This is a genomic window from Leptospira stimsonii (assembly GCF_003545885.1).
Classification (GTDB): domain Bacteria; phylum Spirochaetota; class Leptospiria; order Leptospirales; family Leptospiraceae; genus Leptospira; species Leptospira stimsonii.
Genome location: NZ_QHCT01000011.1, coordinates 1 through 16,154, shown reverse-complemented (window position 1 = coordinate 16,154; position 16,154 = coordinate 1). Strand labels below are relative to the sequence as shown.

General features: G+C 40.4%; 15 protein-coding genes and 1 pseudogene. All 16 read left to right on the top strand.

The genetic code is table 11. The features are described 5' to 3' along the window. Positions 1-27 precede the first annotated feature (27 nt). The gene (locus tag DLM75_RS22055) at positions 28-3,348 is read left to right on the top strand and encodes a primosomal protein (RefSeq protein ID WP_241548016.1); all 3,321 of its coding nucleotides are present in this window, start codon (positions 28-30) and stop codon (positions 3,346-3,348) included. Between the two features lies 1 nt (position 3,349). Next, positions 3,350-4,189 carry a phage tail protein gene (locus DLM75_RS22050; protein WP_118970672.1) on the top strand — a complete coding sequence of 280 codons (840 nt, stop codon included), beginning with the start codon at positions 3,350-3,352 and terminating at the stop codon, positions 4,187-4,189. Between the two features lie 3 nt (positions 4,190-4,192). Then, complete coding sequence (locus DLM75_RS22045) at positions 4,193-6,133, top strand: hypothetical protein (protein ID WP_118970671.1); 1,941 nt, start codon at positions 4,193-4,195, stop codon at positions 6,131-6,133. Beyond that, the gene (locus tag DLM75_RS22040) at positions 6,133-7,029 is read left to right on the top strand and encodes a hypothetical protein (RefSeq protein WP_118970670.1); all 897 of its coding nucleotides are present in this window, start codon (positions 6,133-6,135) and stop codon (positions 7,027-7,029) included. Before DLM75_RS22045 ends, DLM75_RS22040 begins: the two co-directional genes overlap by 1 nt. Before the next feature lie 314 nt (positions 7,030-7,343). Then, on the top strand, positions 7,344-9,311 hold the full coding sequence (locus tag DLM75_RS22030; protein ID WP_118970669.1) for a hypothetical protein: 1,968 nt from the start codon (positions 7,344-7,346) through the stop codon (positions 9,309-9,311). A gap of 131 nt (positions 9,312-9,442) precedes the next feature. Next, positions 9,443-9,886, top strand: coding sequence for a DUF4376 domain-containing protein (locus DLM75_RS22025; protein ID WP_147456687.1), 444 nt, complete (start codon positions 9,443-9,445; stop codon positions 9,884-9,886). Beyond that, complete coding sequence (locus DLM75_RS22020; protein ID WP_118970667.1) at positions 9,883-10,164, top strand: hypothetical protein; 282 nt, start codon at positions 9,883-9,885, stop codon at positions 10,162-10,164. The genes DLM75_RS22025 and DLM75_RS22020 overlap by 4 nt, the downstream gene beginning before the upstream one ends. Beyond that, positions 10,161-10,799, top strand: a complete 639-nt coding sequence (locus DLM75_RS22015; RefSeq protein ID WP_118970666.1) for a hypothetical protein — start codon at positions 10,161-10,163, stop codon at positions 10,797-10,799. Before DLM75_RS22020 ends, DLM75_RS22015 begins: the two co-directional genes overlap by 4 nt. A 2-nt stretch (positions 10,800-10,801) precedes the next feature. After that, complete coding sequence (locus DLM75_RS24760; RefSeq protein WP_118970665.1) at positions 10,802-11,020, top strand: hypothetical protein; 219 nt, start codon at positions 10,802-10,804, stop codon at positions 11,018-11,020. After that, complete coding sequence (locus DLM75_RS22005; protein ID WP_118970664.1) at positions 11,017-11,436, top strand: hypothetical protein; 420 nt, start codon at positions 11,017-11,019, stop codon at positions 11,434-11,436. The genes DLM75_RS24760 and DLM75_RS22005 overlap by 4 nt, the downstream gene beginning before the upstream one ends. Positions 11,437-11,516: 80 nt before the next feature. Beyond that, entirely contained in the window at positions 11,517-12,263 is a 747-nt protein-coding gene (locus DLM75_RS22000) for a hypothetical protein (RefSeq protein ID WP_118970663.1), read from the top strand. Between the two features lie 35 nt (positions 12,264-12,298). Continuing rightward, positions 12,299-12,691: pseudogene (locus DLM75_RS24755) on the top strand (DUF6161 domain-containing protein); the annotation flags it as partial. A gap of 144 nt (positions 12,692-12,835) precedes the next feature. Continuing rightward, a complete protein-coding gene (locus DLM75_RS21990) occupies positions 12,836-13,186 on the top strand; it encodes a hypothetical protein (RefSeq protein WP_118970661.1) in 351 nt (116 codons plus the stop codon). A gap of 295 nt (positions 13,187-13,481) precedes the next feature. Beyond that, a complete protein-coding gene (locus DLM75_RS21985) occupies positions 13,482-15,206 on the top strand; it encodes a DNA methyltransferase (RefSeq protein WP_118970660.1) in 1,725 nt (574 codons plus the stop codon). A gap of 56 nt (positions 15,207-15,262) precedes the next feature. Next, positions 15,263-15,658, top strand: a complete 396-nt coding sequence (locus DLM75_RS24590; RefSeq protein WP_206610872.1) for a transposase — start codon at positions 15,263-15,265, stop codon at positions 15,656-15,658. Then, on the top strand, positions 15,655-16,154 hold a 500-nt coding region (locus tag DLM75_RS24585), incomplete at its 3' end, for an IS3 family transposase (RefSeq protein WP_206610871.1). The genes DLM75_RS24590 and DLM75_RS24585, both read left to right, overlap by 4 nt.

The following is a 16,154-nucleotide window of genomic DNA, read 5'->3' as shown; positions in this document are numbered from 1 at the left end:
TCAAGGCTCAAAAAATTCCAAGATGGAATGAGCAAGTCTCAAATCGGAGGAGACTCGTTTAACCGTCTTAAATCCGGAGTTGAGTCCGTTCGAGCGAAACTCGACGAAGCAAGAAAGTCCGGTGAAGACTTTAACAAACAAACCCTTTCTTTAAAAACTGCCCTCGCTTCTCTTGCGAGTGGATTCACAACCCGAGTTATCACAAGCGAGGTAAAGTCCTTCATGGACGAAGCCCAGAAAGCTCAGAATACAATGAGCGGGCTTTCTGCGGTTATTGGATACAAATTCGGAAAAGAAGCAATTCCCGAAGCCGTATCGGCTGTTAGTGCAATTTCAAATGAACTCAATTTGAACAAAGAAGCCGTAACCGGAGCGATGCGAAATTTTACATCGATGGGTTACAGCGTTACGGAAGCCTCAAAGCTCATCCGAGCGAATGCGGACATAGGGTCTGTTCTAAGACAATCCAATTATTCTTTGGCGGAATCGATCGAAGTAGTCTCGCAAGGTTACAAAGCGGGGAATTCGATTCTTTCGGATGCAACCGGAATTCAGACGAATATCTCCAAGATGCTCGAAATTCACGGCATGAAAATGGACGATCTGAATGACGCTACCAAAAGCGCACAAGCAAGACAAGTCCTTTTAAATGAAACGTTACGCGAAACGGAAGCCTTTCAAGGAAGAGCGGCAGAACAGGCGCAAGGCTACGCGGGTGCATTAGGTAGACTCGACAAGTCTTCGAATGAAACAAAAGTTGCACTCGGAAAACTCTATCAAGAATCACTTCTTCCAATTCTAAATTTAGGAAGCGACGGATTCTCTTTTTTACCCGGTCTTTTTTCCAATGGAGACAAGGTAAAAAAGTTAGATAACGAAATTATACTTCTTAGAGAATCCTTAGCCCGCGTTCCGGAAGGATCGGATGAGTGGAAAAAAATCGATGCTCAAATCAAAAAAACTCAAATTGAAATTCTAAACGTTGGTCCTTCGATTTCTCATTTTGGAAAATCTCTCACAGTAGCCGGAACCGCCGGACTTACCTTTTACGCATCCCTTGTTACAATCACAAAAGGTTTAGAACTTGCAGGAATAGCCGGAGCCGCGAATTGGACAAAAATACTTGGACCATTTGCGTTAGGAGCAACTGCACTTGTATTTACGATCGACATCGTAGAGAGATACAGAAGGGAAGGGGAACAAAAAGACACCGAAGAGAAAGCAAGAACGCTTAAAGAAAGGTTCAAAGAAGATTTCGAATCGGCTGACAACGCGATCAATGAACTCGCCGGAGCCGCAAACTTAGGTTATGCGGTGGGTGAGCAAAAGATTGAGAAACTACAAAAGAATTTAAAGAACCTCGGTTTTACAGCAGAAGAGACCGAGAAAATTTTCAAACGGAATTGGCTTTCCGGTAAGCAGTTTGTATCCAGCGAAGAAGTAAACCGTTGGAGAAAAGCATTTTCAGAAATAAATAAAGAAAACTCAGGTCCGAAAGCTCCTGCCTCTCCGTCAGGCGGAGGAGGAAAGGGTAAGCTTAAAGAGGATTTGTCAGAACAAAAAAGAATCATCGAAGAGTTTTGGAAAGCAAATCCGACAACCGTAAAAATCGTTGGAACGCTTGAATCTCAGTCTTTTGAATATTTAAAAAAACAACTCAACGATTTTTCGCAAAAAGAAGGTGCAAGAATTCCTCTGACTCTGGATGGAAAATCGATTTCAATAAACCAGATTCAAAACAAAGAACAACTTGAACGAGTTGTCAGGGAAATTTCAAAAAAATACAACATTTCTCCCGACGTCGTTTTAAAACTAAAACCTGAGAATTTACGGGAACTCGATTCACTTCTTGCAGGCGCAAGGGATGAAATCGATCGAAAGGTTCGCTCCGGCGCACTTTCTCCCAAAGAAGGTATTAAACTTCACGCGCAGTTAGATGATGCTAAAACTTTCGATCAAATTTCCGCTAAACTTCAAAAGTTCAAATCTGAGTGGGAACAAAATACCGGACCACTCACTCAAACAGAATCCCAAATTTATGAAATTTCTCAGCAGATCAATGTAGCGACGAATAAGTCTCAAGGGTTTTTACAATCCGTCACTGCTTGGGGAAAAGCGGCCGCCGGTGCTGTCGCTTTTCTTTCCGCTCCAGTAACTCAAGTCCTACAAGCTCAGGCTCAACTTGTTCAGGTTCAAAGTCAAAATCAGATCCAACAGGTTCAGTTCTATGGACAAGCATTCGAAAGAATCGTCGATGCGAATCTTCAAGCGTATCTTTCCGCTCAAGACGCAGAACTCGCAAAACTTCAAGAAAAGCTCGATGCGATGGAAGAAGCCGAGCAGGCGTATGAAGAAAGAAAGCAGGAAAGAAGAGACGCAGAAGCGCAAAGGATCAGAGAAGAGAACGAAGCTCTCTACAACGAAGACGCACTCAAGCTCGAAGAAAAATACAACTCACAAATCGCGGCTCTTGAACAAGAGAATTTAGACGAAGAGTTATTCAATCAAAGAAAAGCGGAACTCTTTGATCGATTACAAAAAGACAAACAAGACTTAAAAGACCGCTACGATAAAAAAACTCAGGAGCAAATTGAGAAAGCAAACAAAGACCATGATGCTGAGGATACTAAGAAAAAGAAGGAGGATGAAGAAAAGGCAAAGGCTTTAGCCGAACAGCAAAAGAAAATTGAAGCGGACAAAGTTGCCGCCACTGCAAAGGCAGAACAAGACAAACAGAACGCAAAAAAACTCACAAGCTACATCGAATGGCAAGCGGGTAAGACCGCTTTCGAAGCAAACAAACAAGCACAAGTGGCGCAAGCCGCTTTTGGAATTGCTCAATCGGCTGTTCAAGGTGCGATCACTTTCGCTTCTTCCGTTGCAGGATACACGGCCGCCGGTGCCGCATTGGCCGGACCAACTCTTGGCGCATCCATGCTTACGATGCCCGCTCTTGGCGTTGCTACGGGTGCGGTTCTTGGTGGAATTGTAGCAGGAGCGGGAATGACTGCTTCGGGACTTGCGTTGTCCGCCGCACAATCTCAAAACTATCCACCTTGGATGGGATTTTCTATTGGTGGACTTGTCGAAGGTGGAATACCCGGAAAAGATTCGGTTCCCGCTCTTTTAACTCCGCGTGAGGTTGTTGTTCCCGAGACTGGATGGAATGACATTCGAAAAGATATTTCGGATAGCCTCATTCCAAAATCGAATATTCTAAATCCGAATATTCACATCGAGTGGATGGACCACTCTCAAAACTACTCTCAAATCGACAAGGAAGCGATGCTCGACTACCTTCTTGACGAACTCCTGAAACGTCTTACGCAAACCGGCGTTTTGGGTTAGTTTGAAATTTATATTACAAGATTCTAAAGGACGAACACTTACAGAAACGCTCGATCAGCTTTGGAGAATTTCCCCGACGAAATTCGATATTCCGGAGGCGCTTGTTGCAAGAAACAGTCAGTGGGGATCTAAGAATCAATCGGACAACGTGATCTCCACGCGGAAACTTTCTCTTCCTTACTCGAAAACGTTCAGTTCCGATCTTGAATACAATTTGTTTAGAAGTAAACTTGCGAACTTTTTTTTAACGGGTAAAAAGCCGATTTACCTAATCGATGTGGAAAACTCACGTCGTGCCAGTGTAGAAATTTCGAGTATTCCTGAAAAATTCGACAAGGGTTCCGAAAAACGAATCGTAAGCGAAGCAAATATTGAACTGATTCTCATGGACGTTCTTTTTGAAGATAACGAAGAATCAGACACAGACTTTTTATATCTTTCCTCCGGAGGATACTTCGACATCTATCTCGCTTCGGAATACGCTCTCGACGGCTATCCCGAATTCGACTTAATCGCAGAAAGTAATTCCAATCCAGATTTTTCCTTAGACCTTGAAGACGAGGAAGGTCAAGGATTTGCAACTCAGCGGATCCAAAGTTTATCTTTTTCGAATGCAACCGAACTAAACAAATACATGACGATCAGCTCCGTCAGGGGAGAGGTTCGAATCGGAGGAAGAATCAACGACTCGAAGCCGATCACGTATTCTCACAATAATCTAATATGGACCGGAGGAAGTTTTTTAGTCTTTCGTCCGGGTAAAAACAGAGTCGTTTATTCTTCGGCGGTGAATGCACCCATACGCCTAAGAATCAGACACAGGACGCGCTATGAATCATAAACTTTGGGATACATTGTAGACGAATCGGCTGTTTACGGCCACGGTGAAAGATCCGGTTTTCCGGAAGGATTCGGATCCACGTATGGAACGTCTTGTAAAGGTCAACCGACCGACGCAACGATCTTCCAGGAATACTCCGGCGGTACAGGAGAAGACTCAAACGTTCAACTTTCGTCAGTTGCGGGTTCTGTTCTCTCTCAGTTCCCTCTTGGGATTCAATATCCGAAACTTTCTTCGATGAGAAACACCGTGAACCAGTTCGGACCTTTGTCCGGCGAACTGGTATTTGCAGAAATGCCCGAAGTTCCGCTTCCAGACTTTGCTTCTTACAAACTTAAAATAGATTCCAAGTCCGTGATGAAGGCGTATCTCTATGATACTCCCGATCAAACCTCGACTTCTAAAAAAGGATTTTCTTACAAATCCTATGGGATGATTAAACGTCTCGAAGGAGAGACGATTTCCAATTTCAATAAGTGGAACATTCATAAAATCGAAATTGGAGGTGAGAATCAAACAGACGCAATTCTCTACCTCGGCGCGAACGTTTCCTACCCTCAAAACCTGCAAACTGCTAACATAGAACCCGATCAAGTATTGTATATAAGGGATACGGACGATTCTGACAACGAAGGAAAATTCAGAGTTGTCGAAGTTATCGATTCTTTAACGGTTCGTATTCACAACCCGTCCGTTGTTTCTCAGAATAGAATCCTCGGAACTATTGAAATTCTCCCCAAAGAGTGGGGTGATCCTCTTACACTTGTTTCAGAACTCGCGAACCAAGTCTTTAAATCCTACGGTCAGAGAGTTCCGATCCTTTATGCTTCGAATCTCATCCAAACCACGTACGGTATAACGACACTCGGTGAACTCTATCTCGAAGGAATGTCCCTTTATAAGTTTATCGAACTTTTAGTCGATATGCTAGGAGGGCTTTGGTATTGCGGAGTCAACTCGGATGGATTTTACTTTCTTGAAAAGAAAAAAGAAGAACCAATTGATAAGCTCGCGGTTGGTTGGGATTTCAACGACATCGATGTAAAGATCGATCGTGATTGGGTTTGGAACTACATTGAGATATTTGCAAAAAGTGAGGAAGGGTCCGGCACTACAAAACTCTATTCGGAACTGAATGAATCTTCCGAAAAAAAATGGGGAAGAAAAACTCAAAGCGTTGAAGTCCCTGCGTCTTTCACAAAAGAAATAGCGATTCTAATTTGTAAAAACTTACTCGAAATCCACAAAGAGCCGCGAGTTTTAATCACAATCAAAAACGCTCCGTATCGCTATTATGAATTCGGCGATTACAGTATCGCCTTCCCACAAAAAAGTTATTATGAAACGATCGATGATCTGGATTCCCTTTCTTCCTGGACTTCCTCGGACTCCAGTAAACTTCACACCGAACTTACTAACGATACTCTGATTTCTGGATCAAAGTGTCACAAGCTCATCTTTTCCGGTGCCGATCATGTAGTTTACAAAAAAGTTTTTAACGAACGCAAAAACGGCCTTACCGATATTCATTTCTACCTCTACGCAAGTGTCAAAGACGACTTTATCCAAAACCCCGACGGTATGGTTCTTTTTTACATAGTAGACGAGAACGGAAAAACACATGAAAAATCTTTTCCGATCGAGTTAGAAGCAACTTGGATTCCTTGTCCTTGGAACATTGCTTCCCTAAAAATCAAAAGAATCGTCGAGATCGGTTTTATTTTCAAAAACGTTCCCGATTGTGTCATGTATTTCGACCAACTTCGGGTCCGGTCAAATACTTCCATCACTCATACCGTTCCACTCGTGGAAGTGGAATACAATAACGCACCCACTAAAAAGAACTGCAAACTCACCTTTGGCGGCAAACAAACCCTAGAACAATATTTGACGGGGTATCTCTCGCAAATTGAAACGTTACGCTACATTGCAAGGAATAGGTAATGGCTCTTCCTCCGATTCTTTCCGGAAGACAAGATATAAACTGGAGATATGATGAGATTACGGGTAAATTCGTTTTTCAAGAAATCCTCGGGGAAGTACACGAAGTTGTAGAATTTCCCGAACTCGATGGAAGAAGAGGTTTTCGATTAAACGAAAGACCCGTGGATGACGGCTCAATCCGAATTTATAAAGGTAGCGTTTTAGAAGATAAGATTCCTGCAAATCTTCAATCAAGGGTTACATCTGAACCAATCGGACCTCAAGTGAATATCACCCCTTCTACGATGAAAGTAGTCGTTCCAAATACCGTGAATCTTGGAACTCGGTATATAAACGCGTATAACGGAGTAGGTGGAGGTAAGACCGTTGAAAACGATCTCTATATCCAATACGTCGCCTTAAATTCTAAACTTTCAAGGGATGGCTCTCTTCCGATGGAAGGGAATTTAAACTTCAACTCTCACAAAGCGATCAATTTAGCACCCGGCACAAATCCGTTAGACGGAATCAATTTTTCTCAACTTTCGGCGCTTTCGAATCTTTTATCAAATGAAGTGAATACTCGAACGGGCGCGGATTCAACGATCAATTCAAAACTGAATCCACTTCTTAACCTTGTTAAATGGACAAAGTTCTCTCTCCGAGAACGAGATTACGCAATCGACAACGCTTCCGGCACCTTGGGAATGGAATCTTACGCCGGACAAAAAGGAATCTTACTTTGGTATAACGTTCGAACTTGTATCGGTGGGATTGGCGCTTATGGAGATGGAAATTCCGATTTTCAAGTCATCGATGACCAGGGCAGTGGTCAGTTCAATTTTCGTTGGACTTCTCCCGGAAACGCGCTGATGCGCTGGATTCTCATCCAGTGGATTACGGATTACTTCCCTTGAAAAATATAATGCTCACGATTCAAAGAGGAAGAAATTTTAAAAATTTCTTTCCCTCGAACTTGCTCGAAGGCGCGACTGTTTTCGCTTCATTCGGTATGCTTAAAAATGACGGTTCTTTTTTGAAGCGGGGTGAGTTCGAAACCCAGGTTCAAGAGAATGGGTATTTTCTTTCGATGAATGAAACCGAAACTTCGAAATTAAAAAAAGAAATTCTGCAATTCGACATTTTGGTCGAAAGAGAGGATCCAAAGTGGCCCGAAGGGAAAAACGCGATTTTTGAGTATGGCGGCATACTCAAAGTCGAGTAACGTTTTTTGAGAGTTAATCTTCCTTTAGAAGTCAGACAAAACGAATCCACTGTAATCCGTCTACGGGGTTTAAAGAATATTTTTTCCCCCGTTGCACATATTCTTTTCCAAATCAAAGAATCTTCCTCTTCGTCAAAAATCTTACTTTCGATTGAACCCTTTCCAACGGATGAAGGTGCGGATTGGGAACATGAAGAAATCGTAATCAAAATTCCTCCTGCAATGACACGCGGACTTTTACCAAAAGTGTATGAATGGGACTTACTTGTAAATCGTCAGGGGGAATTTGAATATCCATATTGGGGAATTTTCACTCTCACAGGAACGATTTCGAGAAATAACGAATCAGTCGATCCTGTAGTCATTAACGATTTAGAAACGCGTCTCGCCGGAACGACGATGGGTCGCGGCTCTTGGATGATTGGAGTATTCTCCAATTACTGGTTAGGAAAGCTCGGTGGCATTGGAAATCTTGTTTTAGAGAAATGTTTAGAATGGCTCGATCAAAATAAACTTGGGATTCTAAATCCGTTCACAGGTTCAAAACTATTAAAATCCGGAGATTCTGCGACTCAAGTTTTGGAATCCGGTATCGAAATCGATTCTCTAGATAACGTCACCGGCGTTCGTTCTCTTTCTTTACTTCTTGCACCTTCCCTAGATTCACACGCAACCCGTAGAGATTGGGTGATCGCTTTAGTTGATGCGGCTATAACCCAGGCAAAAGCCGATCTTGTGAATGGTGCACCGGGCGTGCTTGATACACTTCAAGAAATTTCAAACGCTCTAAACAACGATCCGCATTTTGCAACTACTCTTCTAAACCAACTTACTTCTAAAGCGGATCTCGTTTCCGGAAAAATTCCTCTTTCTCAACTTCCTTCGGTTCTTCTGAGTAATGTTACTTCGGTAAACGGCCATACTGGAATCGTTTCTTTAAGTTACTACGATGTTGGAGCCGCTCCTTCTTCTGGAATTTCACCCGACGCAATCACTGAAACAACTTCGAAACAGTTTATTTCATCGGGACTCAAAGGACAAATCGATGAATTTACTTTATTTTCCACCCTTAACCGAATAAATCCGTCCCCCCAAAAGCCTTTCTTTGACATCGCGTTGGATGTTTCAAACGGATTGGATGCGAATTGGCCTCAACTTGGTCCATTCTTGCGTGGTATTAAATGGGGAACAGGTGATCCTTTTGGCGGTGGAACTTATATTGATACATTTCAAGTTACTGCGGCCACAAAATACGATTCAAACAATTCCGTCGAGCTTACGTTAAGCGGCTCCAATCCGGCAACTTCGAGTTTGATTTCGATGATCCTCGATGATGTAAATTACTACGCCATGTTTAAATCAAGCGACGGAATTTCTCCGGTTGCGGTGAATGCAACTCACATCGACAATTACGCGTTTGTCGTTCGCGCCGTATCAGACATCGGGAATGGCGCTGGAAAAATCCCTGCGGGAACTCACATGCTTCTTAAATTCACAAACGGAAGCATCGCAAATACTCTGAACCCTTCTTCTTTAAAAATCGGAGTATCCTATTCCGGCGGGACAAATCCGATCGGGACAATCACCGGCGCATATATAGAAGTTTATCCATATCGGAGACTTGTATCAGGCGCTCTTAGTAATTCTTCATTTCGTTGGCGGCCAGTGTTTGATTCTGTTCTTCGAAACCGGGACACCGTTTCGCCAGGGTTCTTAAGCAATGGACGAATGTTAGATACTCTGCAAGTCCACAACCATTCCTATACTGATCGTTTCGCAGGAATTTCAAACGCTCAATTATGGGGAGGTTTCGACACTCCGTTCGATTACATGGCATATCAAACTTCAACGTCTGACTCGACTTCGGCTCCTGGAAATTATTCAGGTTATGGTCCACTTCGAAGCGGTCGTAAAACTCAAGACCGTTCTCTTCGAGTAACGACTTACATAAACGCGAAAGAATATATTCCCTAATGTTTTTAGTAAACCTCAAGGAAAACAAGATCCTTGAAGAATCGCAAGATTCAAACATTCCTTTCGGTTGGCATCAGATGTGCCAAGCAGATCCTTTTCTTTTCATTTTTGAAACGTGGCCGGTCCCGAGAATGAAAGTTCTTGAGGGAAAGCTCGTTGAAAAACCGGAAAAGGAGTGGGAAGTTCCTTTTGATATAACTTTGGATGAATTAAGAAAAAAAAGAAAACGAGAACTCTTTACTAAGTACGCTGAGAAATGCGAAGAAGGTGTTGAATTTGAAGGTAGTAAATTTCAAACAAGCGAACGCTCTGCGAACCGGATAGGTCTTGTACTCCAAGACTGGATTCGAGGAATTCCAATTTCCTATTGGGTTCGAAAAGATAATTCTCATCACGAAATCACTTCGTATCCTCAAATCGACTCGTTAGCTATAGCAATCAGCAAGAAGTGGAGATTTCTTTTACACATAAACACCACTTTACGCGATGAAATAGATTCTTTATCTCCAAACGAGCTTTTGTCCCTCGATGTTTCTTCGAGGTGGCAAGAAATCGAAGAGAAGATTTCAGAATGATTTCTCAAGAACAAATCAATTACGTTGCCGGCGTTGTGATTTCCGGTATCGGATACTTTGTAAAACACGTTCATTCCCGTTTAAACGAAGCGCTCCAAGTCGCCTATGAAGCACGAAACAAAGCCAACCAGCTCGAAAGAGACCTCAGCTATCAAGCAAACGATTTAAAAGAAATCAAAATTGAGCTTCGAACGTTAGGCGACTCGATCAATCGCTTAAATACGACTTGTTCAACGCTCGCAGTTCTTCTCCAAGAAAGTAAGGAGGAGAGAACTTGATTCACGCATCCGCTTTAAAGGGTATCGAACAAAATAGCAAAATAAAAGCAGTCGGTCCGATTCAATATGGTTCGGTTTGTGGCTATATCGCCGCGATGGTCCTCGCCTCATCAGTAATTCCGGAATTTTCTTCCGTAGATGTTGTTCGTTGGTTCATCGATTGGATGGAACCGCGATTCGGCGAAAAAGGAATCGGAGAAAAGATTCTAAAAAATCCAAAACTTCAGTGGATTGCAAGTCTCTGGAAATCAAAACCTGAAATTAGACTCGGAAGATTCTTAGAGTGTTATGCGGAAGGCTTAAAAGAAATCCTTAACGAATTCAAAGTCGACGTGACTCTTCGAGTCAACGGAGAATGGGAAGAGTTGGATTCGGTTCTTCGGAGTGGCCGCGCTGTCATGCTTGGGACGAGTCTTACTGTATCGGGACATTTCATCGTTCTAACCGGAATCGAAATCTTCGATGGAGTGAAGTTTTACAACGTTATCGATTCAAACGGTAACTGGAACACAGGCTACAAAGAAAAAGTAATTTATAACCGATATGAAGCGGCGAAGCTCGTCGCTCATTGCGGAAGAGACAAAAACGCGGGGAAGCGCGCTTCCTATATTTACCTGACTCAAGGAGGAATCTGATCTTGGTAAAACACGCAAAGTCTTTATGGAAATATCTTCTCGACAACTCTACTAAAGGAATCATTTCAACGATACTAGGAATTTTAATCGTACTCGGTTCTGTTATAAGTGTTTTTCTCGAAAAAGCGGATTGGCCTCAAGCCGCGATAGGTATGGCTGCCGGTTTCGCGGCGATCGGGTTCATCGGTAAGAAGGGTTTCTCTCCGGAGGAAAAACAATGAGAAAAATACTTTCTATCCTTCTTTTCAGTTTCATTTCTTTTTCGAATTGCTCAACGCCACCGGATGAACCGATCTTCGATTACAAATCGGAAGTTCAGTACTTAAAAGAAAACAATTCTAAGAGAAAGAAATCCAACGATCCCGTTGAAATCGAACAAATCTGTCAGGATAACGAAGAGGGTAGGAGAAGGGCGTTAGACGCGTTTTTCCGGGAAAAATCTTTTGCGATTTACTGGATGAAAGTCGCAGAATCCCGTAAGGCGGACGCGGAATTCGGGAGATCGGTGAAGAATTGGATTCTGGTTTTTGTGATTGGCGGAGCGATTTCGATCTTTGGGGGGATTTTTCTTTATATTTCTGGACTCGGTTCGAAGTTATTCGGACTCCTATCAAATTTATTCATAGGCAATTCCTAATAGGTAATTTGCTTTTTTATTGCCTTTAGTTTAATTCCTTCATATTCTGAATATTCAGATAATATAATTGGAGATTCCGAGTGGAAGAGTTCAATCTAATTTTTAATAGAAATCATAGAATGTGGAAAATACCTTTTGGCAATTCTTTTGTCGAATTTAAAGAATCAAAAGAATTATTATCTTTTTTAAAAGAAGAAGTAAATATTTGGAAGGATAATTTTATTGGAAATAATTCTGGATTATTTCAATATTATAATAATTTGTATGAGAATTTGAACAATTCAATTCAATCATTTTCTAAAACCAAAAATCAATCTCAATTTGATTCAATATTAAATGAAATTCATTATAATATTCAGAATAATGATTTAATTAAATTCAATAGCAAAACAGATTTAGGAATGAAAGTTCTTTTTTTAAATCCACAGACTCAGACCGAGGCAAATGCAATTATGGATTATTTTAGAGGAAATTTCAATGGTAATCGATTAAACAAAGAATACTTCTCGGGCTATATCAAAACATTGCTACTCGATAATCCGCAATACTTTCCAGGTGGAATTGAGGAAATATTCATTAAGGGTAAAGAATTGAATTCTGAAATGCAAAAGTCAACATTCGATACAATATCGAAAAGCAATAACATTATAGAAGAATTCCACAAGACATTGGTAGAATATAAAAATTCAAGTGATAAAGAACAAGCCAAACAGAAAAAGAGAATCGATGATTTCGAAGTATCATATAAGGATAAATTTAGTGAAGTACTCTTTAATTACGAAGAGAAACTTAGAATTTCTGGTCGGCAAAATACTGGGAAGAATTAGAAGTATTTTACCGCAGTAAAGGAGATTTATGGCGCAATTGTTCGATCGGACTAGGCATTCTGACAATCGCATTTACAAGTACAATATTCTTTTTTTATCCAGAGCATTGGAAACCGGAAATAATCTCATTAGAAGGGGTCAAAGGTACACTTCTAATTGGTATTGCTATTTCTACTCTCTTATACCTGTTACGAATCGCAATTAAGTTAATGCTGAGTAATTATCATCTTTCAGTAGATGCTAAAGAAAGGTTTCAGCTAAGTCATGTTTATCTATCTATGTTAAAAGAAGAAGCGCTTCATAAAGAGGATCGTAACTTAGTTTTACAAGCTCGCTTCGGAAGAGCTGATTCAGGATTATTGCAAGGGGACAGCTCTCCGACCCTTCCTGTTGATTTATCTATTTTGAAATCTTATATGGGGAAATAAGGAAGGGTTAAAAGAATTGAAAAGATACTTAATGGTGTTGAATGAAGTTATCGAAAAAGGGCTAACATTGGCTATATGATTTTTGGGGATAACTCCAGCTCGAAATGTTGACGATTTCATTGAATATAGAACAATGAGAAAATCATGGATATTGAAAAAGAACAAAAAGTAATATTAAACCTTGGCACTTGGTCAGTAGGCCGCATTGCCGTTGTCTTTATCTTAGGTTTCATTCTCATTGCAAATCTTGATTTAGAAAAGCACAAGCTATTATACATTATTCTCGGTATGTCGCTCTTACTTGAAGCATTCACCATCACTCAAAACAATCTTTCGGGGACGTTAAGCCCAGATTTATCTAAAGGAATGCGTTACGCTCTTCTTTTTATCATGTTTATGCTTGGTTTCGGTTTGATACTTTTTACAGGTTGGATTGCTTACTTAGTATCCGACGATCTAATCGATGCTTGCATTGTTTGTTGGAATTCTCTTTGAAAACAACTACAACGAAACGGTGTAACCCATGTCTCGTGTTTGTAGTGTTACCGATGTGCCAGAACATATAAAATGGAAGAGCGTTTCAGTGACAGAATTACACGTTATTGGAAGTCGAAAAAGGCCAAAGCCAAAACAAAATTTTTTTTGTATTTAGATAAAATTGCATAAATTTCAGAACGTTTCTTCTATTCGCCCATTGGCAAAATTAATCTTAATATAGAGTCTTTAGAACTCTAATTGTGAAAAAGAATTTATTAAAAATATTAAATAAAAAATATGTGAGCTTTAAATTATGCAAAAAGAATCAATTAGAGAATTTATAGAATTTGCAAATAATCTAAAAGGAGACGAAAAAGGTGAAGCCCAGTTATACATAGATAGACTATTTCGCGCTTTTGGCCATGGGGGAATAATCGAAGCTAATGGTTCCTTAGAAACCCGAATTAAGTTTTCAACTGGCAAGACTAAATTTGCAGATTGTATATGGTTACCTCCGAAGCGGCCAGGAGTACTAATCGAAATGAAAAAGAAAGGTGAGAAATATCTAGAAACTCATTTTCCACAAGCGCGCGACTATTGGATAGAGATGAATCCAGAGACAATAATGGGTGAAGGGGCGCAAAAACCAGAGTATATTATTCTTTGCAATTTTGAAAAGTTTATAATTTACCGATATTTATCACCTGTTGACGAGATTTACTTAAAGGAACTACCAGATAGATTAACAGCATTTAACTTTCTACTTCCAAATAATTCGGAACCTATATTTAGAAATAACGTTGAAGAGATATCCGAAGAAGCGGCGAAACTCATTGGAACAATTTTTAAGTATCAAGTATATGAATTAGGTCAGGATCGACAAAAGGTACAAAGATTCTTGCTACAATGTGTGTTGGCATTATTTTCCGAGGATTTTGGCTTACTGCCAAATGGATTTTTTTCAAAACTTATTCGAGATTGCTTAAAGGGTGAAAGTAGTTTCGATTTGTTTGGTTCTTTGTTCAAGCAAATGGCTTCACCAAAACAGGCACCTGCTGGACGGTTCAGAGAAATTGAATATTTTAATGGTGGACTTTTTGAAATAGTTGATCCGCTGGACTTAGATCATAAATCTTTAGAAATTCTAAAAGAAGCCTCTGAAAAAAAATGGCAAAATGTAAATCCAGTAATTTTTGGTTCTCTATTTGAAAGCACGCTAACTTCAACGGAAAGACATACCTTCGGTGCTCATTTTACAAGAGAGCCTGATATTTTAAAAATAGTAAATCCAACTATTATTAAACCTTGGAAGGCAAAAATTGAAAAAGCAAAAACTTTAGGCGAGCTAACAATTCTATTAGAGGAATTGTCGAATTTCAAAGTTCTGGATCCTTCATGTGGTTGTGGAAATTTTTTGTATGTAGCCTTTAAAGTATTAAAAGATATAGAATTCATGATTATCGAAAAAATTGCACTTAACTTTAAAACAACAAAACATTTAAAATTAGGTCTATCTAAAGTTTCCATTAAGCAATTCTATGGTATTGATATTCAGCCGATAGCAGTAGAAGTAGCGAAGATGACAATGATGCTTGGCAAAGAAATACTATCTGCCGAATGGAATAAGAGAATAGAGCCGTTCGATTCTTTAGGATTAATTCTAGATCAAGGTTTACCTCTTGACACGCTAAATAAAAACATATATTGCGCTGATGCAATATTAGATCCTTGGCCTAATGCGGATGTAATAATCGGAAATCCTCCATATCAGTCAAAAAATAAAATGAAAATGGAAATGGATCATGAATATGTAAATCTAATAAGGGAAAGGTATCCAGATATGCCTGGGCGAGCTGATTATTGTGTTTACTGGTTTAGAAAAACTCATGATCAGCTTCAGGATGGAAAATATGCAGGTTTAGTAGGAACGAATACGATTCGTCAAAATGATTCGAGGGTCGGTGGACTTGATTATATATTAAACAACGGTGGTACTATTGTCGATGCCGTATCGACCCAAGTGTGGTCAGGTGTGTAGTTACCCCACTTAAAACCGTACACCTCAGATAGCTCCGAGACAATAGGAGTAATGCTATGAATAGTACTAGTATCAATGATACTGTCCACGTAATCAGCTCTGTTCAGAGAAGAAGAAGATGGTCGTCGATAGAAAAGGAACAGATAGTAAAAGAGACATTTGAACCGGGAAATTCGGTTTCTTTAGTTGCGAGAAAGTATAATATATGCCCCAGTCAGCTCTTCCAGTGGAGGCGGTTTATGGAAAACGGTGCAAGCAAAGGAATCGAGAATGAAGAGAACTTGGTCCCTGAATCAGAGTATAAAAAGCTCGAACAGAGAATAAAGAATTTGGAACGCCTTCTCGGAAGAAAGACGGAAGAGAACGAGATTCTCAAAGAAGCGGTCATCCTTGCTCGTAAAAAAAAACTGATCTCGCAAAAGCCATTGGAAGGAATCGAAGGTTTCCAATGACAAGAATCGCTTCCGCATTAGGGATTTCTCGGTCGATTTTTTACTATAAGAATCGTCTTCGCCGAACAAAACCTTCGATCAGAGAATTCAAAGAGCATATCTTGCAGACGGTTAAAGATGTCTGCCATGATAGACCTACCTACGGGTATCCAAGAATTACGGCGATCGTCAATCGGATCAATAGAAACAAGGGTTTGCCACGTGTGAACCATAAGCGGATTTACCGAATCATGAAGGAACAAAATCTACTTTTACAAAGGAATGCTCCAAGGTTAAAACGGACCCATGAAGGGAAAATCATCACATTAAAAAGCAATGTAAGATGGTGTTCCGATATTTTAGGAATTCGTTGTTGGGATGGAAGACTTATTTGGTTGGCCTTTGTCATGGATTGCCATGACAGAGAAATCATAAGCTACATTTCCTCAACGATTGGCATTGACGGTCAGATGATTCGAGATATGCTTCTTGAAGCAAAGGAGCAACGATTTGGTGA